The organism is Rhizobium bangladeshense (genome assembly GCF_001662075.1).
Taxonomy (GTDB): domain Bacteria; phylum Pseudomonadota; class Alphaproteobacteria; order Rhizobiales; family Rhizobiaceae; genus Rhizobium; species Rhizobium bangladeshense_B.
Genome location: NZ_LYPL01000004.1, coordinates 143,285 through 163,941, shown reverse-complemented (window position 1 = coordinate 163,941; position 20,657 = coordinate 143,285). Strand labels below are relative to the sequence as shown.

Below are 20,657 nucleotides of genomic sequence, written 5' to 3'. Positions count from 1 at the left end.
TCCGCAGCAAATGCGCCATTCAATTTCGACATCTATCGGTCCTTTCCCGTGTGAAGGTTAGCCAGCACGTTGTGCTTCTAATGCGCCGTTGAGCCGTGGGGAGCCTTTAACGAACGCCACCGCACGGTACTCTTCTAGTGAGTGTCAAATAGCTGCTGTATCTCCACGGGGTCCTTGGTCTGGGTGAGCGAAAGCATCAACAGGATGCGCGCTTTCTGCGGGTTGAGCGTATCGCTGGTGATGAACCCCAGCGCATCGTCATCGACTTCATCATTGCGTTTGACATGGCCGCAGTTCACGCGTGATGAGCGTAGGAAAGCCACGTCATTCTTCACGAGTGCCGTGGCGGCTGGCCTTATTGCCTGAGGAAGGCTACCGCTGCCGGTGCCAGCCCAAACGATGCCTTCGTACCCGGACGTCGCAATTGCCTCGAGCATGTCCGGTGTCACGCCAACATGGCTGTAGACGACCGCAACACGTGGCAGGTGCGGTAAATCGGCTGTGAACGCGGTGCCAAGCGTATGCTTTCGTTCCACGCGTCGATAAAAACGGGGCCGCCCAGCGACCACCTGGCCAAGAATGCCAAAATCCGGAGACTTGAATGCATCGAGATTGAAGTTGGTTTTAGAGACATCCCGGGCGGAGTGGATTTCAGAGTTCAGGACAACAAGAACGCCCCTACCTCTCGCCTCTGGCCAACCCGCGACAACGATTCCGTCGCGGAGGTTGGCCGCCCCGTCCGCGCCGAGTGAATAGGGCCTACGCATTGCGCCCACGACGACCACCGGCTTGTCACTTTTGACTGTGAGATGCAGAAAGAATGCAGTCTCTTCCAGAGTATCGGTACCATGCGTCACAACAATTCCATGGATCTGGTCATCTACTGCTGCCATGTTGACGCGGCGCGCCAATGCCAGCCAATGACCCTCAGTGACGTCAGGACTGCAAACTTGGGAAATCTGCTCTACGACAATACCGGCCTTATTTTGAAATTCGGGAATGGCGCCGAGCAGCGACTTTCCGGTCAACGTTGGAACGTCGGTTGACGTTTGCGCGATCGATCCACCAGTCGCCAAAACGAGAATATTTGCGTTTTGAATTTCCGTTGCCATCCTAAAACCTATTTACGGCGGAACCCGCTGGCAGGCCTACTAGAGTTCTGCAACGTGCTCCGCGTCATGAAATTCAGTTCGATAAGCTGATAGTCAAAGTTGAGGCACCAGCAATCGAACTGATGGTTGCCAAAGCTAAAAAGCTGCGAACTCGAGCCAGATCTACAGCGCTCAGCTGGTCGTTCTCAGTGCTTCAACACACGAGACAGAAAGGTGCGAGTGCGCTCATTCGTCGGTTTGTCGAATATTTGTTCCGGCTGACCAACCTCCACAATCGCTCCTCGGTCCATATAGATGACACGATTGGCGACCTCGCGAGCAAATGCCATTTCATGGGTCACGATCATCATGGTCATGCCCTCATTGCGCAGCTCGCGCATGACGTCGAGCACCTCACCAACTAACTCGGGATCAAGCGCAGATGTAGGTTCGTCAAACAGCATGACGTGCGGCTCCATCGCTAGAGAACGTGCGATAGCGACACGTTGTTGCTGTCCGCCGGACAATTGACCTGGATACTTTTGTGCTTGGTTTGCCAATCCAACGCGATCAAGTAGCCGCATACCCGTTGCCTCCGCGTCTGCCCGAGACTTCCCACGAACGCGAATTGGAGCGAGCGTGACATTTTCCAGCACTGTCTTGTGCGGAAATAAATTAAATTGCTGGAACACCATGCCCACACCGCGCCTGATCTGATGCAGCGCCTTGGCACCGCTGGACTCGAGATCTTCCGTGGTCGGCATGGAATGGCCGTCGACCGTCAATGAGCCGTCTTGATATGTCTCCAGGCCGTTGACACATCGGATGAGGGTAGATTTCCCAGAGCCGCTCGCGCCAATGAGCACCACAACTTCGCCTGCTGTCACCGACAGGCTGATATTTGATAGTGCCTGGAACCTGCCATAAAATTTGTTAACGTTGGCGAACGTGACAATCGTTGGATGGGAGCCATTGGATTGGATTGGCATTAACGAGCACTCCTCTGCATACGAGCTTCCATCCGGCGAGCTCCGAAGGTGATTGCTGAACCGATCAGGAAGTACACGGCGAACATAAAGACATACACTTCGGTGACCGTGCCGCTTGAAGCCGGATCCGCCAGGATCATCTGTCCTGCTCGCAAAAAGTCGGTCAATCCGATAATGAACACCAGTGTTGCACCATTGAAGACGTCGAGTACGTTGCCCACAAGGGCTGGTTGAACAAACCGAATGGCTTGGGGCAAAACGATTTCGGTGGAGATTGTCCAATTCGACATTCCCAAAGACTTGGCCGCTTCCGCCTGCCCACGCGGCACGGCTTGGATGCCGCTGCGAACAAATTCCGCGACGTAAGCGGCGTTGAATGCGGTGTAACCAATCATACCACGCACGAGAGAGGAGACTGACCCGTCAGGCAAAAACAACGGCACTGTGATCCAGATCCAATAGACAACGAGGATCAATGGAACTGAACGCATCACCTCGATATACCCGGTGCAGCAGGCTCGTAGGCTCGGGTTACGACTGGTCCGGCCGAAGGCTAGCAGGACACCAAGCGGCAGGGATGCAGCTGAGACAATCACAGCGAGCATAAGGCTCAGAAGCAGGCCGCCCCAGCGATCAAATCCCGGAGGCGCCAAAACCAAAATTGCGGCTGCACTCGCGACCAGGAAGATCAAAATCGGAAAACGACGTAGCTTGGGGAGCATCATGGCGCCGATCGCAACGGCTACGACCCCAAGCATTACCCACGTCCGCCATATGTCCTCCGGCGGATATAAGCCAACCAGCAGAAGGCGTCGGCTTTCATATATGCCGCGCCAATGTGCATCGTGTAGTGCCCAGCCTAGCAAGCGCGCCGAAGCCCAAACGAGCAGCGCGAGCACAAGTATCGACAAAACGGAATCGAAAAGACTGCTGAAGAGGTTCCGTCGTATCCACAGGTACGATCTTGCCATCACCGTGAACCCTCCAAAGTAGCGCGTGCGTTCGCATAGCTGATGAGGGCGCTGATTATCCAACTGAGCAGCAGATAAACGGCCATAACAATCACTACTGTCTCGAGACTGTGTCCCGACTGGTTTGCGACCGTGCCGCTGACGTTGAACAGGTCAGGGAATCCGATCGCAATCCCGAGTGAAGTATCTTTAGTCAAGCTGATGTAGCGGTTTGCGAGGGACGGTAAAATAATTCGAAAGACTTGGGGAAGGATTACGTCTCGTATCGTGTCTCGACGGGATAACCCGACAGAGGCGGCGGCTTCCCACTGACCTTTCGGCAGCCCTTCAATAGCGCCGCGAACGATCTCCGCGATATAGGCTGTACTATTGACAATTATGGCCGTGAGGATCGCAGACATCTCAGCTGATAACTGAATTCCCCCAGTAGCACCGAAACGTCCAACAATCGGCAAAGCCAGTTCGATGCGAAACCCTGCGGCATAGCTCGCGGTAGCTGCCAAAATACCTGCGGCGAGCATCGACCACCGAAGGGTGGAAGAGAGCCGCGAAGAGCAGGCCGCCAACAAGAAAGCTATCGCCGCGACGACCAGAGCGAGGCCGCCAAAGCCGCTAGAAATCTGAGGTAAAGGCAAAAACAGGCCGGATTGCCCAAAGACAAACCACGATTCAACATTCGCCGCATCTGTTACAGGCGTAAGCTGAAGAAAGAATGCAAAGTACCAGAAGACCACCTGTATGAGCAGCGGGGTATTGCGAACAAACTCTACGACGATGAAAGCGCACTGGCGTATTAACCAGTTCGTCGATAGTCGAGCGACACCGAAAACCACGCCGACCAGGGTGGAGAATATGACCGCAAGGATCGCTACCTTTATCGTATTGAACAATCCTGCCGTGAGCATCTGCAGGTTTGTGGACGCCGACGTGACCTCGGCAAATACCGGCCACCAGCCTTGCCAGGCAGTTGCAAAACCTTCGCTCATATTGAACTGCGACGGTCGCGAAAGATAATCAAAGCTGAAGGAAATGCCCCGAGCCATCAAACTTTGCTGGATTGCTACGCCAACGGCAGCAACGAGGGCAATTGCAGCGATGACGATGCTGCCGTGGATCATCTTGTGGCGGATCCGGGCGCTACGCCGCCGTCCTGCTGACAGCGGCGTAGCCGGCTCGAGCCGTACCTGCGTAAGGTTATTCATCATATCACGGCCCTAAGCAAAAACGTCCTGGCATGGTCGGTGCGGCGTCAAAGCCACAGGATCGAGTACAAGATGCCACCGTTTTTCGGGAGAGCGTTAGGAGTCTTGTCGCGCTCTAGGAAGAGCGGTGTCTTCGGCCCAAGCGACCGGTCATAGATTTCGCCATAATTGCCGACCGCCTTGATTATGTCGGAAATAAAGCTATCCGAGACGTGGAAATCGGCACCAAATCCGCCATTCACGCCAAGAAACTTCTGAATCGACGGATCCGCAGACTTCTGCATCTCGGCCAGGTTCGTGCTCGTAATGCCCCAGTCATCGGCTTGAAGCAAAGCGTAGAGCGTCCAGCTCATCAGTTTTCGCCATTCAGGATCGTTCTGAACGACAATTCCGGCAAATGGAGCTACTCCGAGCGTCTCCGGCAATATGACGTAGTCAGATGACTTCGGGGAGTTTCCCCGCCAAGCTGCAAGAGCCGATTTGTCTGTGTACATGGCGTTGCACCGGCCACTGGTGAGTGCAGAGAACAGCTTTTCGCTTGTGTCAAAGGTCAGGATTTTCGTGTTCGTGATGTTACGGGCTTTGACCTCTTGGGCAATCGTCGCCTCGCTGCCGGATCCTTGAGTAGTGCAGATTGCTGCGCCAGAAAGATCGTTGATCGACTTCACACCGGACGCGGCAGTGACCATGACTCCGCCTCCGTCGAAGAAGTACGGGGGAAGGAAATCGACTGCAAGCGCCGCTGCTCGGGACGCAAACAGAGAAGTATGTGCATAAACGATATCAACCTGACCTGTCTGTACGGCGTTGAAACGACTTTTATCCGTCACAACAACGAAGTTGACTTTGTCGGGATCACCCAGAACGGCGGCCGCAGCGGCGCGGCAAAGGTCTACATCAACCCCCTCCATCTTCGAAGTTTTCGGGTTAAGGTAGCCGAAACCTGGCGTGGTATTGTCGGTTCCACAATTGAGCACGCCACGCTGCTTAACATTCTCGAGCACAGAAGCTTGCGCCGAAGTGGCTGCTGCACCTGTAAGAGCGAATGCGGCAGTGAGGTATGCGATTGATGATGTTAGGCGCATGTGAGTTCCCCTGTGGTTATTTGATGAGCCCAGTTTTGTAGTTCTCGCTTTGAGCAAACTTCAAAGGCGTCTCTTGAGGAAGTCACAGCGCACATGCAAAGTCTACCGAATTATCAATATTGAGTGTCTATCTTTCCGTTTTTTGAGAAAGGGAAAAATTTAGTCTTGCTGCGGATTCGAGGTGATGCGAAGCTTTGTTTCAGAACAAGAGAGTGCGCGGCCCGGAGAATCGTCGTCCTAGAACCCGCGGTGAATTGGTGATCAAGTTCGGTTGCGAGGGCGCTGCTCATGAGCGAGGCCGAGTTTGCCCGTCAACTCAACTGGCGAGGATTTTCAAATCGGTCACGTCAGCGAGTTTCGCGGGGAAACGGGCGCGTACTTGTTTCTCACGCTTCGCCTCTTCTCGGGCGGCATCAGTTAGAGTAGGTCGCTTGGCTGATCCCCTTTTAGCGGGTCTCGTCAAGCGCCACACCTTGATCATGCCGCCCACCTCCACCTTGAAATGCGACCCTACCTAGTCTGACAGTATCGAAGAATACCGTATGCGGGTAGTTCCAAACCGCACGTTCTAGCAATGCGACGCCGACGATCTCGGTTCCGAACGTTCGCGCAAGGCTGGACACACTGGCGCGACAATCGCCGGGCGAGATCAATGGCAGGAGCAATCAATCTTCCTTAGTTCGGAGACAGTCACCTCTTTTTGGGAAAGTTAGTCCGAGTTTTGACCCACGTGAATGTCACTAGCATGAGTAGACTTCCTTCAAGTGCGCTGGGTATCCTCGGCATAACGTTTCTCTATCGTATCGCCGCGGCAATGGCGCCCCTAGCGATCCTCCTCACGCTCTCCGAGAGACCTTCGATGGCATCTGCATCAATTGCGCTAACGGGCTGGACCTTAATGGGCGTGACCTTGCCCCCAAGTTTTATCCAGTTTTGAGTTCGCTCCAGCGGTTTTTGGTTGCTGTTGTTGGTTCGGTAGCGGCGGGTTGCGGTGCGGAGCCATTTCGGCTGCGCAGCACCGCATCACGTCGCGGGTTGAGTGTCTGAGCGAATTCGGCCGGTGTCAGCCAGCCAAGGCCTGAATGCGGGCGTTGATCGTTATAATCGCTACGCCAGTTTGAAAGCGCAGACCGGGCATGAGCAAGCGACGAGAACAGAGTTTCATTCAAGAACTCGTCTCGCAGCCGCCCGTTGAAGCTTTCGATAAAAGCGTTCTGGATCGGTTTTCCAGGCGCGATGTAATGCCAGTCAACCTTGGTCCGGTCCGCCCATTGCAGGATCGCGTTGCTGGTGAACTCGCTGCCGTTGTCGCTGACGATCATCCTCGGCTTGCCGCGCACCTCGATAATCCGGTCAAGCTCCCGTGCGACGCGAAGACCGGAAAGCGATGTATCGGCGACGAGCGCCAGGCACTCCCTCGTGCAATCATCGACGACGGTCAGAATCCGCAACCTGCGCCCATCGGTGAACTGATCCGACACGAAGTCTAGCGACCAGCGATCATTGGCCACCATCGGCACCAGCATCGGCGCTCGCGTGCCTATCGCTCGCTTGCGACCGCCGCGCTTGCGCACCGTCAGTTTCTCCTCCCGATAGAGCCGGAAGAGCCTCTTGTGGTTCACGAGGTGACCCTCCCGCCGGAGCAGCACATGAATGCGTCGATATCCGAAGCGGCGACGTTCATGCGCCAACGCCTTCATTCGCTCGCGAAGCTCATGATCATCGTCGCGCCTGGTCTCGTAACGGACCGTCATTCGGCAAAAACCAATGGCTTTACACGCCCGCCGTTCGCTCATCCCATGATGGCTCATCAGATGCGCAACAGCTTTCCGCTTGGCCGCGGGCGTCACCACTTCTTTCCCAAAAGGTCTTTCAAGGCAGCATTGTCGAGCATCGCATCCGCCAGAAGCCGCTTCAGCTTCGTGTTCTCGTCCTCAAGCGTCTTCAGCCGCTTGGCCTCGGACACCTCCATGCCGCCGAACTTGGCCTTCCATTTATAGATGCTGGCATCGCTAACGCCATGCTTGCGGCAAAGCTCCGAGACCGGCGTGCCTGCCTCGTGCTCCTTCAATATGCCGATGATCTGTTCGTCTGTGAAACGATTGCGCTTCATCCTCTGGTCCTCTCAAATGGGCCAGAGCTTACTTCAAAATGGATTATTTCAACGGGGCAAGGTCAGGCGCTTTTAGCCAACCACTATGGATTTGGGTCGCGACGAAAACAGGACTTCGATCGATAATGTTAGGGCTGGGGTTAGTGACCTTTTCCTGTCACGTGGCCATTGGAGTTGTGAATGGCGCAACGCTGCCGTTGCCGCCTCTGTTTTGGCTGGTGCTACGGTCCCGCCTATCACCGCCCCAACGCGGGCCCTTCTTGCGCGGGTGCTTGACGGGAGCCGCATGGCAGCTGCTTTCGACTTGGAGGCAGCATTAGGCAGTTCAGCTGTCGTTATCGGTACCTTAGTCATTGCCATAGCAAGCCTTGCTGGCAGGTTGGGGCCACTAGTCTGTTGTGCAGGACTGTTCGCCCTAGCTTCTCTGATCTTTTCTCAAACCGGCAAGGGAGCCGAAGGCAGTTTCAGTGGCAAAGAAGAAATGCCGGTAGACCAAAGTCGCTATATAACAGACTGGAAAGTAATCGCATTGATAACTTCGGGTGCCGCTGCTTACGGAATGCAGGCACTTATCGAGGTGGCTACTGTAACTAGGTTTGGCGAACGAACTACGGTAGCGCTGATCTTATCTGCGTGGGCAACTACTTCGTTTTTGGGAGGGCTTTGTCTGAGTCAGTTAAAAAGTCGGGATCAAGTTCGTCTAGTGCTACTCCCTATCCCTGCCGTCGCTTGTATTGCTATGGCCTCATTGGCGGCGTCAAAATCATCGTGGTTTGTCGTCGCCGTTATTGCTAGTGGCGTTGGCGTTGCCCCCATGCTCTCGGTTCTTGCTACGGAAGTCGCGCGCCTTACGTCTTCATCCCAGCTCACAAGGACATATAGCTGGCTGCAGCTAAGTTCTTGGCTTGGGTACGGCGCCGCGACCGCCGTTGCAGGAATGCTAGCAGCCAATTCTCTTCCCCTATTACTGCTTTTGGCATGCGCGCTTGCCACATTATCCGTTGCACTCATCTTTGCCTGCTTACAGGCGGTGCCGGCCTCAGGCGACCCGTAAATAAACCAGGGACAAACCGCTATTCCAACTCGGTTAGCCGAAGGGATTCCCGAAAATCGGAAAAAATAAAGGCTTTTGCTGATAAATATTTAGACACCTTTGTAGCGGTGTGGTTGTTGCATTCAAGCGCCGTCGGCGCGAGGCCCAATCGCCGACTCCTATTGAGCTGTCAGACTTACAGAAGAGCCAGCTCGTTAGACCGCGATATGATTGGAGACTAAAGATGAGTTTGACAGCCCCGAAGCTTCCTGAAACCCCCTACAAATTTTATAGGCCGGACGCTCGCTGGATAGAACTTGCCGCACGCGGGGCGTTGCTTGTCGATTATTGGGACGCGCCGCTTGAAGGCGCTGCTACCGATGGTGCTGAATTTGGTTTTCGTGACGAGGTTTACTGGTTTTATAAGAGCGCGCGACCGATCACCAAACCAGAGGCCGGTGCACGTGACCTCTTAAAGCGCCGTGACAATAATGCCTTGACGCTGTCTCCCAACTTCAAGGTGGAGTGCTCCCTTTCAATGGGAGTTGCGGGCGATCTGATTCAAGCCGAGGGCCTTGAACGATCGAAAGATGTGCTCTTCTCGAATGTAGCCGACGTTCTTTTCCAAAAAGATCTCTCGTTTGCAAATTACGAGTCCGTCGTTGCACAAGATGATAAAGTCAAGAAAGTCCTGGGTGACGGACGCTCATTCACGATGTGCTGTTCAGCGGAACAGTATTCGACGTTGACTCAGCATAACGGCAAACATTTCACCGTTCTCAACACCGCAAACAATCACACCTTCGACCTCGATCTCGCGGGTTTGGAAACGACGCAGAAGCTGCTCGAGCAATACGAAATCATGAATGTTGGTACGCCGCGAGACGTCGACGAATATGGCCGTGGAAGCATTCTGACGAGTAAGGGTATCAAAATTGGATTCGTTTCTGCAACTTTCGGCATCCGAAGATTCAAGCTGCCGGCTCATGAGACGCATCGCATTCACGTCGCCAAACTCTGCTCGAAATATGTTGCACCCGAACTAGAGCTATTGAAACGTCAGATAGCGGACTGCAAAGCGCAAGGCTGCGATTTCATCGTCGGCTCGCTCCACTGGGGTTGGGAGTTTGAGTTTTTCCCTCGGAAAAGTCAGATAGATGCTGCGCATGAACTGGTCGAGGCTGGAGTAGATCTCCTCTTAGGTCATCACCCACATGTAATCCAACCTGTCGAGTTTTACCCTACCAAACGCGATCCAAAGAGAATTGCCGTGATTGCCTATTCTCTTGGCAGTACGACATTTGGATGGTTCACGGCGCCGCACATGATGTTGAGTTTGATGCTGGACATCAAGCTGTCGAAAGGCTATCTCGATGGGGCGCAGCAAACCTATATTTCGGCAGTATACCCTGTCCCGGTATTCAGGCATCATTACATGCAAGCCGGAAAGCTACTTATGCGTATAGAGAAACTTTCCGATCATGTGGCTTCCACTGGAGATATACCCTCCCCGATACAGAGGATGCACGAATATGCGAAGCTGGTTCTGGGCGACGCTTACGCGCGATAGGCTGTTACCGAACCTGCAACGCGCACGCTGGCCTGTTAGCGATCGGATAAGAACTGGTCCCGGCCGCTACCGGGGGGCACGTCACCGGCATACTCGTTCCAGTGTCTGAAACCACAATCCTCGCCTTTGTAATTGAAGCATGCACCTACCGTCGGCGAGAAACGGGGAAAGGAAAACGGACCACTAATCGCCGTCTGACAAATGAGGGCCGTCCAACGTGCCTAGTTTTGGCGTTCGACATTGGTGCTGATCCCATCTCGAGCCACCGAATTAACATTCGACGGAGGATTGCCAGGACTACCCGTACCACAGGGGGTCCTGATTTCCCTGGAAAGGTACTGACCGCTGTTGCATGGCAGCATGTTGACACCGAGAAAATCGCTCGACTTCAGAGAATTCTGATACGCTACAACTTCTTTCATGGACAACGGCGTCGAAAAGACCGTCGCCCCCTCAAAGCCCGGCAGTGCCTCTATTGGCTCGATCATGGGCGAGCTCTGCCCGGGCACTGCGGCCGCGCCAATAACCCATGGGCCAACCGAGTCGAAAGTGACGGATTTCGGGCGGCCGGTTGGCGTACCAGAGCTGTAGGCAGAATGCGGAAACCCGCTGTCGAGCACTGCCTCATCCCATCGGTAAGCTGTAAGCACCAAAAGATAGGAATATGGCGCGAAACGGTCGATGCGAAGTTTGCCGTCTGGAGTGAAGGTGTAGTAAATCCACTCTGTGCCGGAGAATGCGCCTGTTGGCCCCACGACGTTCATATCCCACGGCTTTTGCCACCACGCAGTATCCGCCTTTCCACTTTGAAGCAGGCTTTTCGCAAAAGACCACTTTTGGCCGTTCGCGTTAGGCGTGGCGCCTAGCGCGAACGATAGGTGGGCGCCGTTGGAAGTGGAACTAAGTAGCGACAGCGCGCTACCGCCATTCGGAACGGTATTATCTCGGGTCTTTTCCACTAAAAGGACTGTGAATCCTGTGTCGGGTCTGATCGATGCGGGTTGACTAGTCTCGACTGACCCGTTCGGTGGAAAGTTGAAAGAAGTCTTATTGGTATAAAAGTCAAATGCCTGCCTCGTATTTTCAGGCACTGGATAATCCACTCCTGTCGCCGAGTCGTGTATGTACACCTTTGGATATTGCCCGAAAATCGGCACGACCTTCGGTGTGAGGGTCTGAGATACTTTGTCGGATGCGCTTCTTAGACAAGTGGCTTCATCGATGCATGATGCCGATTGGCCCGCGCCAGCAGCAAGGCAACCCACCGCAGAAAACAGTAGAAAGATTTTTTTCCTATAATTCATTAGACAATCCTTTGTGGACGCGTTGGTCTGCCTTAGCGGCTGAGTTTGGATGTGTTGCGGCGCCCTATCTGGCGCAGCATATCGCCGATTACATCGGGCAAATCGGTGGTGATAAGATTAGTGCGATTGACGATCGCCATCTCCGGATCACCTCGATAATCGGGCACGATGCCTCGTTGCGCGGTCGACTTAGGATCGGTGTTATGCTCGAAGCAGCATTTGCCGGCGCTATTGGCAACGCCCTCTGGATAGTAGTTACTTTCATGGTAGGTGGCGAAGCCCTGTTTCTGGTCGGTATAGTCGAAATAAGGCTGAAGACCGTCGCCTTTGTAGAATTGGTTCATCTCAAATTGAATGGAAAACGGCGCCACATTCCATTGATCGTAGATTGCATCCTCGTGCGGATCATAGCTGGAATCCTTCACGTTCTGGTCATCAGGGTTCTCGACAATAATTAACCCACCAATGAGGCCGGGGTCGTAGGTCGTCCGATTCAAGACCGTGCCGACATCCACCGCATCCTTCGCTTTGATTTTGAATACGACGGCTTTACTGAGTTGCGCATTTGCCTTGGTCGCAAGAATGTCAAGGCAATGTTGCATGAGCTCGATGGGATCGGTCGGGTCCTGATCATCGACCGCCGCCTTTACATCCACAATCATCACGTAGCCACGACCACCGTCGGAAACATATTGGGCGAGTAGATCGAGCGCGGCAGAGAACGTCAGGAACTTAGCCTTGCGCCCGTGCGAATCCGTAAAAACGCGACCATGCCGGTCCCTTAGATCCGCCTTTGTTAATTGAGAAAAGTTTTGATTATACAGAAGACCGCTTCCAGTTGACTCACGCTCAATCCTGTAATCATGAGATAGAACCACTTCTTTATCGGCAGTGAAGCGGACGTCCACTTCCACGCTCTCGATTTGCGAATTCCAGGCGTCTTGTAAGGCGTAGGCTGAATTCTCTGGATAGATCTCCCAGGATCCGCGGTGCGCAGATAAGATGACCAGGTCATCGTCGGGTTCCGGCAGCTTAAACATGTTTCTCGTAATCGCACTTACAAGATATGGCGAAGGATTTACCGGCAGCAGAGCCGCTGCTTCGGCACTGGATGAAACACCGAAAGCAAAAAAAGAAGTCAATATGAGCGATGCTCGCAGATACCACCGGCTGCAGAGGTGGCCAAAACGGAAGGTGCTAGAATGAGGGGTCGCTGATGTTGCTACAATGTTGCTGGCTTGCATAAAGATCCAGAGCCTTTCGATGAGAATGTTGGATAGCTTCGCTATGCTGTACGTGTTGTTCTGCGGGCTTTTTGCCAAAGCACAAGCGTCTCAGCAGTGGCTGAACCGGTGGCAAAGGAAGAGGGACGAACGGCCACCGCAGCGAAAAGAGACTGTTACCCAGCGCCTCGGTCATCACTCGCGTTATGGCTGCAACAACAACTTCAAGATCGTCCATGAAATCGGATCACGCCAAAGGGGTGGCGACATCGCGTTCTCAACGGGTGTGACGTAGGAGTTCTCAGGCACGACGAGTGTCCGGCAAAACCCTTGTCATCAAATCTGCTGGGCCAAACGATGTTTGGACGTAGTCAATTGCCTGCCAGCCACTCTTTTCGTAAAGAACGCGCGCGTCCTCTGTTACCAGGTAAAGGCTTTTGCAACCGAGACGCAATGCCTCCTGCTCTAGCCGCTCGATCAACAACGCGGCAATTCCTTTATTGCGGTGGAATGGGTGGACATACAACGACTTAAGCCACGGGGATAGATTGGATTTTCCGTCGAAGTCACGATCAGCTAACGTAATCATTCCTGCGGGCACCGCGTTTTCAATGGCAATAAGTGTTAGCGGCATTGAACTGCTCGTTGCTGCTTCAAACTCACGTCGCGTTTTTTCATATGAGCCATACGATTGACAACCCCATTGTCCGAAGGCCCAGCTTGTGCAAACGGAGAGGAAATTCGGAAATTCTTCTAGGTAATCGATCGTTACCGGAGTTTCAGCTGCCATTGGTTTCTCGGTCATAGTGTCTCCATGTCTTTAGCGGTCCGAGCAAACAAGCGCGGATAGGTCAACGAGGAAGACCGTGCACTATCCTGATGCTATCACCCACGATGACCTGGACAGGGACGCCGGGACTCAAGTGGTCGCCATCGCGCAATTGCTGATTACAAACCCGCCAGGATCTGTGGCAGTGTCGCCATGTCATTAAATAGTTCTATAGCACCTGCCTCTGCCAGTTTACCTCCGTGCCGAGGTAGGCAATGGGAGCCACCCACGAAGCCAATCACCGTCATCCCGGCAGCCACCGCCGCCTGAGTACCAGCAACACTATCTTCAATAACGAGACAACTGTCGGCCGGCGTCTTCATATTTTGTGCTGCAAACAGAAAGAGATCTGGAGCCGGCTTACCACGCGCAACTTGCGAAGCGCTGAAGACATGGGGCCAAAAAAAATTGTGTAGGTCTGTGACTATAAGCGCCAAGCAAAGCTTTGTAGTGTCACTGTTCGAGGCCACGCACTTCTTTAAATTGATAGCTTGCAAGGTTTGCCGAACGCCGCTGGTCGCGCGCAGATCACGCGCATAACGATTTGCAATCTCGGCCATCACAGTTTCATGGTGATTCTCTGGTAGGCGGAGGCCTCGCTCGGATTCTATGACTGAATAACTCTGCTGGTCGGTCATTCCCACAAAGCGATCATTATACTCTTCAGCGGATATCATATAGCCGCACTTCGCCAACGCTTCGATGTGCACTGCGGTTGCGATAAGCTCGCTGTCGACGAGGACCCCGTCGCAGTCGAAGATCAACAATTCCGGTTTTTTTAAGAAAGACATACAAGGAGCCTCGTCGTAGAAATGGCTTGGGGTTTTGTCCCAGTGCAGCGTCGGATTTTGTCCATTGAGAAGGGAGTGCTTAAAAGCTGTGGGGGTAGACCATTGCGGCACTGGGGAGTTATCGCGACGCTTGATGCTTAGCCGGAAATTGCTCCAGCGGCGATCTCCGGCCCCTGCTTATGAAGAGCACTCCAAACCTTATGAAAAGCATCTGCGTAAAGGTGCATCAACTCGCCACCGTTGGGCGGCGCGATCTCGGAGACGTAGAACATCGTATCCAATATTTTCACGGTGTTTGGAAAATCGGCGGCGTTCCAGTTGTTGCGAATTTCCGGGAGGTATTCAAAAACGGGCTTCGTGAGCCAAACACAGATAGGCACACCTTCGGCCTGCAGCGATTTGACGACGAAATCCCTCGCAGCCGGACCTGGCGCAAAGCCAAGCGCCTCAGGTTCAATGCGCAAAGGAAAATTGAGCATCGAATGGTCGCAGTCTGACGGGTCGAAAAGCGGAAGTATACCCGCTAGGTCGCTGATCATCTCCCATAACAGATTACTGTTGTCTCTTCGGATTTCGAGTTGCGCATCCATCTCTGTGACCCGCAGCTTCGCAATAGATGAAGAGAATACGTTGGGCCGGTAATTGTATCCTTGGGAAAGAGGTGAAAATATTCGCGCTCCGCTGCGAGACGAGCTTGACAGCGATACGCGATCAACATGTGCAATTAGGTCGGCGTCCTCCGTTATGACAAATCCCAGCTCGCCGGCCCCAAGGTGTTTAGCGCCGTTTCCGGAAAGAGCGAGTGCGTCTGTATCAAGATGAGAGCCGCCGACGATTACTTTCGCGGCTGCGATCGATTGGCAGATGTCGTCTATCACTGCAATTCCCTGAGCACGCGCAGCATGCCTTCCATCGGGGACGAGAACATTGTTCCCGAAAAGGTGCGTAATCAGAACTGCAGCGACGTTGGGGTTGAACCTCTCAGCGGCCGCCCGCTGATCAATTCCGGCTACGCTCATGTCGACATCGACGAAGACGGGTTCAAGGCCATTGATTGTAATTGGTCCGACCGCTCCCGGCCAATTCAGTGCCGCGGTAACAACTTGCTCTCCGCGCTCCTTGACGTAGTCGAGTTCAATGTGAATAGCCGCCGTTCCGCTGCCAACAGCGCGCACTTGCCACTTCCCAATCCACCTCGCAAGATTCTGCTCTAAATCGCTGACAATTGGATGATTGACGCGGTGATATTTTCCACTATCCACAACTCCGCGAAGCGCATCCAAGTGCTTTTTCTCTGCCGCGGGCCAAGGTATGACGCGTCCCAGAGGGATCACAGGCGTCCCACCGAAAATGGCGAGCTTCTCGGCTGCGCAAGCACCTTGCGCGTTGCGCGTTTTGCGCTCTGGTGCACCAAATCCGTTCATTGCATTGTCCAATCAATCGTTCATTGAAATGCTGATCAGCCCTCACAATCGCTAGCACCGTTTTCGGAGATGCAAAAGTTAAAAGTCGGTATAAAAATAAGTATATAATAATATATATTTGGGAAGTGTAATATAGACAAGTAAATACCGATTTCCGAACATGGTTGCGTAGACTGCTTGGTCCAACCGTTAGAGCCGCTCCGCTTCGGCTGGTTACGTCGACGTTTCAATTGTTTTTTAACGATTGCTCGGACATCTGAGGTCATTGAAGAAAGGCTTGTGAGGGGATCCTTCATGGTTTTCCATGGTCATAAGACGCGTTTAAGGAACCCAGGTGGCTCTAACGCCAGAATCCGAGACCGTCCGAATGGGAAGCTCCGATTAGCCGGTCGGTAGTGCTCACTGTTGCGGCTCAGTTGGATTCATAAACAGGATCGGATGAAATGGACTCGTTGATAAAAAGACTTCAAGCTTTCCGGCTTGGAGAGAATGAGAGCAGCCCTGACGATAGCCATAAAAGCGAAAGCGGTAAGGGCATTATGTTGGCTCAAAAACTAATCTCGATGGGAACTTTAGGGGCCGCAAATCGAGGACGATTGCTACAAGCTTTGTACGACATAGGAGCATCTAGCAGGGCGGATCTGGCCCGCGTTACCGGTGTGACTCGAGGAACTATCGGTGGGATTGTGCAGCCTTTACTCGATCAGGGGGTGCTTGCAGAAGGAGAGGTGATCCCTCCCAATGAAACAGGCGGCAAGCCGGCTACCAAATTGTGGTTTTCCAAGGACGCAAGGCCAATTTGCGCGGTGCTCCTGCTGCACGACCGAGTGAGTGCGTGTTTGGTCTCTTTGGAGGGCGAGGTCTATGCGCAAAATGTCGTCTACTTCCCGAAGAACGTAGCAAATGCGGCCGACGCATTCCGTATTATAAGCACCTGTATCGAAGAAGCCGTCGCATTTGGAAAGCCGATCTTGGGGATCGGTGTAGCCGTCGCAGGAATGATCAATACGGAGACTGGCACGATCGTGACCGTCGGCCTTGCGCCTTTCCTCGATGGATTTCCGCTCGAAACCGAATTGAACAAGCGTTTCGGAGTCACAGTCTGCGTCGATCAGGATACGAGGGCGTTACTCGTTGGGGATCGCTGGTTTGGACAGGGCCGCGGTCGGAGGAACTTCGCCTCGGTCTATATCGGAGAGACTTTGGGCGGAGCGCTTTACCTTGATGGACATCTCTATCGCGGACCCGCAGGTGCAGGTGGTGAAATCGGTCATACGACCGTAGACATCAAAGGTCGGATGTGCCAGTGCGGCAGACGCGGATGCTGGGAAACGATCGCCAGCTCGAAGTGGCTAAGGACCGAAGCTAAGGTCAGGCGGTTGCCACGACCTCTCTCCCTGGATGTGAGCCGATTGTCGACGCTGGCCGACAAGGACGTGCCGGGCGCGAGAGATCTCATTCGCGACTACGCGTTCAATATCGCGGTTGGCCTGGCGAACCTCCAGCAGTTTATGGCGCCGAATTTCATTGTTATTCACGGGGACATTGTGCGGGGGGGAGGCCCCATTCTTCGTCTGATTCAGGAAAGCTTCCACGATCTGGTATTTCATCGCCCAGGTGATGATATCGCCCTTGTTTTCGGAGATGGCGAATGCCTGGCTGCTCTACGCGGTGCCGCCAGTCTGCTTCTTTCTGAATTGCTGAATTTCGTCATCTAACGGCCTCCGCATGCGATCCTCGGGTATGTATTGTACGGCACCAAATGGCGCTGCCGAGCTATCTCAATGTTCCGGCTGGGTGCGCACCCTTTCCCAGCCTAAGTCGCGGTGGTGAAGACATTGACGCTGTACCGGCGTTGGTCTGATCGGTTCGCTGGTCAGAGATCCCATTGCCGATGTCAATCTGAAACCCGGCGACGATCGACCGCAGCCGCTTTGCCTCTGCGGCAAGTGCAGTACTTGCAGCCGTGGACTCCTCGGCCATGGCAGCATTTTGCTGCGTAACTTGATCCAATTGATTGATGGTCCGATTGATCTCGGAAAGAGTTGCCGACTGCTCATTGGAAGCAACCGTGACTGCATCAAGCTGGGTGTTGATCAACACGATTTGTTCCTCGATTATCTTGAGCGTCTCACCGGTATCGCAAACCAGCGTGACGCCACTGCTGACCTCGTCAACGGAATTGAGGATCAGGTCCTTTATCTCCTTTGCTGCGTGCGCTGAGCGTTGAGCAAGCTCCCGCACCTCCTGTGCAACGACTGCAAAGCCCTTTCCGGCCTCGCCGGACCGTGCCGCTTCAACGCCTGCATTGAGGGCCAGGAGATTGGTCTGAAACGCGATTTCGTCGATCACGCCGACAATAGCCGATATCTGCGAGGAAGAATGTTCGATCCGCTGCATTGCTGCGACAGCGCTGGAAACAACTTTCCCGGAATGACGGGCGGATTTGTTCGCCTCGACCGCAACGTGTCGGGCTTCCGCCGTGCGCGTGCTAGAGCTGGCGATATTCTGGGTGATCTGATCGAGGGAGGCGGCAGTTTCCTCCAGAGAAGCGGCCTGATGCTCAGTCCGCCGGGACAGGTCCTGCGCGCTCAAAGCGATCTCCTGCGCGCCATCATTTATCGATCTGGTAGTGTGCGACACGGCTCTCAGGCTTTCAGCGAGTTGAACAACAGCGGCGTTGAAATTTGCGCGCAATGGTTCGAAATCCTCAGCGAAACTGACGTCGAGACTGAACACGAGGTTGCCGCCCGCAAGCTGCTTCAGGCCCTCAGCCAGCCCGGCCGTGGCCTCCGCCATATCACGTGCCCGCTGGCGCTCGGTGTCGGCGAGGCGGGTACGTTCGATCTCGCTTGCCCCACGACTGGCCTCTACATCCTTTTCGAGATCGCGTGTCCGTAACTCGTTGTCCTTAAAGATTTGCACTGCGCGGGCCATGGATCCGATCTCGTCACGGCGGATCGTTCCCTCAACAGACAACGTCAGATCGCCCTCGGCAATGACCTTCATCGTCGAAACCATCTGCTTGATAGGTTTGACCAACCAGGAGCGAATTGTGATGAAACCAAAGCATGAGACGGCGAGCAGTGCGGCAATCGCTGCTCCCAAACTCACTACTGACGTGTCACCGACAACGCGTAAAACATCAGCACGCTTTTGCTCCGCGTCTGAAGCGAGTTCTTCCGTCACGGACGTAAACCTCGGTGAAATGGCAGCGAAGGCGGGTTGACATAAAGTCAGATAGAGTTGCTGTACCATGGCAAGCTCGGCTTCACTGGTCGCGCCGCGGGCCACAGCGACCGCTGCACCACACGTGTCGGTCAGGACAGAGAATCCATCCGCCTTCAACTTCGGCAGTTCACCCTGCTCGGGAACTGCCTGGATGGCCAGATCCATGAACCTGACGAAGTTCTCTCGCGCGTCATTCAGACCTGCTTCTGCCCGCGCCTTCGCTTCTTTCGACCGCGTCATCACCATGTCGCTGATGCTGGCACGCGCCGTTTCGAGACTTCTGTTTGACTGTGTCAATCGAAGCGCTGCAGATGCATCCCGGTCGAGAAGCCCTTGGTAACCGTCGTTTACCGCAAGCATCTGGCGGCTCTGATAGAATGTCAGTCCCAGCGCCGTGACACCAAAAATGGCCATGATGACAAAGAACTTCCCGACAATGGAAACATGTTTCACAAGCCACTCCTCTAAGCTCTGTCACGGTGCATGAATGTTCAGGTTCTGCATTTCAAAATTCGGAATCCGAAGAAAAAAATGGCTGCCGCCGACCTCGTATTCGACGACAGCCAAGTTGCCTGGGAGGGCAGGAGAAAAGACTTGAATTCCTAGTGTGGCGATAATTTGCGGATGTCCTGTCAGTCTCGGATCGCAGTTCCGGTTACCGGATCGAACCAGTGCAATTTCTCCAGATCGACAGTGAGCGGCAAATGTTGGTTGGGACGCGGTGTGAGCGCCGGTGGGATCCGCGCGACAAGTCGGTTGTTACCTTTGTTTGGAAAGTCTTCGGTATCTTCGGCATCGTTTACGTTGACCGGCGGTGACGCGATGTCGAAAAAGACGAAGGTGTCGGCTCCCAGCGCTTCGGCAACCGGGACCTGCTCGTTGAAGAGGGCTTCAGACGCGGGGCAAACCAGAAACATCTCCGGGCGAATTCCAACGATGACCTGCCGGCCTTTATATTCCGAAAGTGCCGGCTTGGCGGCGACGGAGAAGGATATCTGCGTTCCAGTTACCGCAGCTTTGAGTGACCCGGCTTCCGCAGTCAGCTCGACGCGCACAAAATTCATCGCGGGCGATCCGATGAAGCCCGCGACAAAGAGGTTGGCGGGCTTGTCGTAGAGCATTTGCGGGGTGTCGATCTGCTGAAGATTGCTCTCCTCTCCATTGAATACTGGCTTCAGCACAGCGACACGATCGCCCATGGTCATGGCTTCGACCTGGTCGTGGGTTACGTAGAGCGTCGTTACGCCGAGCCGCTGGTTGAGCAGCTTCAGTTCGCCGCGCATCTGTACGCGGAGCTTGGCATCAAGGTTTGAAAGCGGCTCGTCCATCAGGAAGGCCATGGGATGGCGAACGATCGCCCGACCCATTGCCACACGTTGGCGCTGACCACCGGACAACGCCCCTGGTTTGCGTTCGAGATAGCGGGTAAGGTCGAGCATTTCCGCCGCGTCACGCACCAGCTTATCGATCTTGTCCTTGGGCATTTTGCGCTGCTGCAGACCGAAGGCCATATTGTCGTAGACAGTCATATGGGGGTAAAGCGCGTAGTTCTGAAAAACCATCGCGATATCCCGGTCCTGGGGCTCAGTCTCGGTGACATCAGCGTCATCCATGAGCAACCGGCCGCTGTTGAGCGTTTCAAGACCCGCTGCTATCCGCAATAATGTCGACTTGCCACAACCGGACGGGCCGACCAACACGACGAATTCTCCGTTGGCGACCGAAAAACTTACATTCGCAACGGCAACGGTTCCGTCCGGAAAGGTCTTGCCGATCCCGTCGAAGGTCATGGACGCCATTT

At 54.2% G+C, this 20,657-nt stretch carries 16 protein-coding genes; 3 read left to right on the top strand and 13 right to left on the bottom strand.

The features are described 5' to 3' along the window. Positions 1 to 134 precede the first annotated feature (134 nt). The 6 genes from A7X77_RS10645 to A7X77_RS10620 form a co-directional block, all read right to left on the bottom strand. Positions 135 to 1,112, bottom strand: coding sequence for an asparaginase (locus tag A7X77_RS10645; RefSeq protein WP_064682898.1), 978 nt, complete (start codon positions 1,110 to 1,112; stop codon positions 135 to 137). 185 nt (positions 1,113 to 1,297) lie between these two features. Further along, positions 1,298 to 2,080, bottom strand: coding sequence for an amino acid ABC transporter ATP-binding protein (locus tag A7X77_RS10640; RefSeq protein WP_064682897.1), 783 nt, complete (start codon positions 2,078 to 2,080; stop codon positions 1,298 to 1,300). Continuing rightward, positions 2,080 to 2,838, bottom strand: a complete 759-nt coding sequence (locus A7X77_RS10635; RefSeq protein ID WP_245293730.1) for an amino acid ABC transporter permease — start codon at positions 2,836 to 2,838, stop codon at positions 2,080 to 2,082. The genes A7X77_RS10640 and A7X77_RS10635 overlap by 1 nt, the downstream gene beginning before the upstream one ends. A gap of 212 nt (positions 2,839 to 3,050) precedes the next feature. Beyond that, complete coding sequence (locus tag A7X77_RS10630; RefSeq protein WP_245293729.1) at positions 3,051 to 4,256, bottom strand: ABC transporter permease subunit; 1,206 nt, start codon at positions 4,254 to 4,256, stop codon at positions 3,051 to 3,053. A gap of 44 nt (positions 4,257 to 4,300) precedes the next feature. Further along, positions 4,301 to 5,338 carry a transporter substrate-binding domain-containing protein gene (locus tag A7X77_RS10625; RefSeq protein WP_064682895.1) on the bottom strand — a complete coding sequence of 346 codons (1,038 nt, stop codon included), beginning with the start codon at positions 5,336 to 5,338 and terminating at the stop codon, positions 4,301 to 4,303. Positions 5,339 to 6,261: 923 nt separating this feature from the next. Continuing rightward, positions 6,262 to 7,451, bottom strand: a protein-coding gene (locus A7X77_RS10620) for an IS3-like element ISRle4 family transposase (protein ID WP_127431705.1) whose coding sequence is annotated in 2 segments (ribosomal slippage) — positions 6,262 to 7,202 and positions 7,202 to 7,451 — 1,191 coding nt in all. Because the reading frame shifts where the segments join, the coding sequence is not laid out codon by codon here. Positions 7,452 to 7,737: 286 nt separating this feature from the next. On the opposite strand from A7X77_RS10620, the gene A7X77_RS33015 reads away from it, so the two are divergent. Both A7X77_RS33015 and A7X77_RS10610 read left to right on the top strand, forming a co-directional pair. Beyond that, on the top strand, positions 7,738 to 8,505 hold the full coding sequence (locus A7X77_RS33015; protein WP_156665871.1) for a hypothetical protein: 768 nt from the start codon (positions 7,738 to 7,740) through the stop codon (positions 8,503 to 8,505). 223 nt (positions 8,506 to 8,728) lie between these two features. Further along, a complete protein-coding gene (locus tag A7X77_RS10610) occupies positions 8,729 to 10,054 on the top strand; it encodes a CapA family protein (protein WP_064682893.1) in 1,326 nt (441 codons plus the stop codon). Positions 10,055 to 10,275: 221 nt separating this feature from the next. Here A7X77_RS10610 and A7X77_RS10605 read toward each other — a convergent pair whose 3' ends face one another. The 5 genes from A7X77_RS10605 to A7X77_RS10580 form a co-directional block, all read right to left on the bottom strand. Next, on the bottom strand, positions 10,276 to 11,358 hold the full coding sequence (locus A7X77_RS10605) for a hypothetical protein (RefSeq protein ID WP_064682892.1): 1,083 nt from the start codon (positions 11,356 to 11,358) through the stop codon (positions 10,276 to 10,278). 32 nt (positions 11,359 to 11,390) lie between these two features. Then, positions 11,391 to 12,680: a glycerophosphodiester phosphodiesterase family protein gene (locus tag A7X77_RS10600; protein WP_245293728.1), complete on the bottom strand. Its 1,290-nt coding sequence runs from the start codon at positions 12,678 to 12,680 to the stop codon at positions 11,391 to 11,393. Positions 12,681 to 12,882: 202 nt separating this feature from the next. Next, the gene (locus tag A7X77_RS32165; protein WP_245293727.1) at positions 12,883 to 13,386 is read right to left on the bottom strand and encodes a GNAT family N-acetyltransferase; all 504 of its coding nucleotides are present in this window, start codon (positions 13,384 to 13,386) and stop codon (positions 12,883 to 12,885) included. Between the two features lie 143 nt (positions 13,387 to 13,529). Next, positions 13,530 to 14,201 carry an HAD family hydrolase gene (locus A7X77_RS10585; RefSeq protein ID WP_064682889.1) on the bottom strand — a complete coding sequence of 224 codons (672 nt, stop codon included), beginning with the start codon at positions 14,199 to 14,201 and terminating at the stop codon, positions 13,530 to 13,532. A 137-nt stretch (positions 14,202 to 14,338) separates the two neighbouring features. Beyond that, positions 14,339 to 15,625: a DegT/DnrJ/EryC1/StrS family aminotransferase gene (locus A7X77_RS10580; RefSeq protein WP_064682888.1), complete on the bottom strand. Its 1,287-nt coding sequence runs from the start codon at positions 15,623 to 15,625 to the stop codon at positions 14,339 to 14,341. 443 nt (positions 15,626 to 16,068) lie between these two features. Between A7X77_RS10580 and A7X77_RS10575 the strand changes: the two genes are divergently transcribed. Next, a complete protein-coding gene (locus A7X77_RS10575; RefSeq protein ID WP_064682887.1) occupies positions 16,069 to 17,343 on the top strand; it encodes an ROK family protein in 1,275 nt (424 codons plus the stop codon). A gap of 58 nt (positions 17,344 to 17,401) precedes the next feature. Here A7X77_RS10575 and A7X77_RS10570 read toward each other — a convergent pair whose 3' ends face one another. Together A7X77_RS10570 and A7X77_RS10565 are read right to left on the bottom strand one after the other, a co-directional pair. Further along, on the bottom strand, positions 17,402 to 19,309 hold the full coding sequence (locus A7X77_RS10570; RefSeq protein ID WP_064682886.1) for a methyl-accepting chemotaxis protein: 1,908 nt from the start codon (positions 19,307 to 19,309) through the stop codon (positions 17,402 to 17,404). A gap of 179 nt (positions 19,310 to 19,488) precedes the next feature. Further along, positions 19,489 to 20,655, bottom strand: a complete 1,167-nt coding sequence (locus tag A7X77_RS10565) for an ABC transporter ATP-binding protein (RefSeq protein WP_064682885.1) — start codon at positions 20,653 to 20,655, stop codon at positions 19,489 to 19,491. Positions 20,656 to 20,657 lie beyond the last annotated feature (2 nt).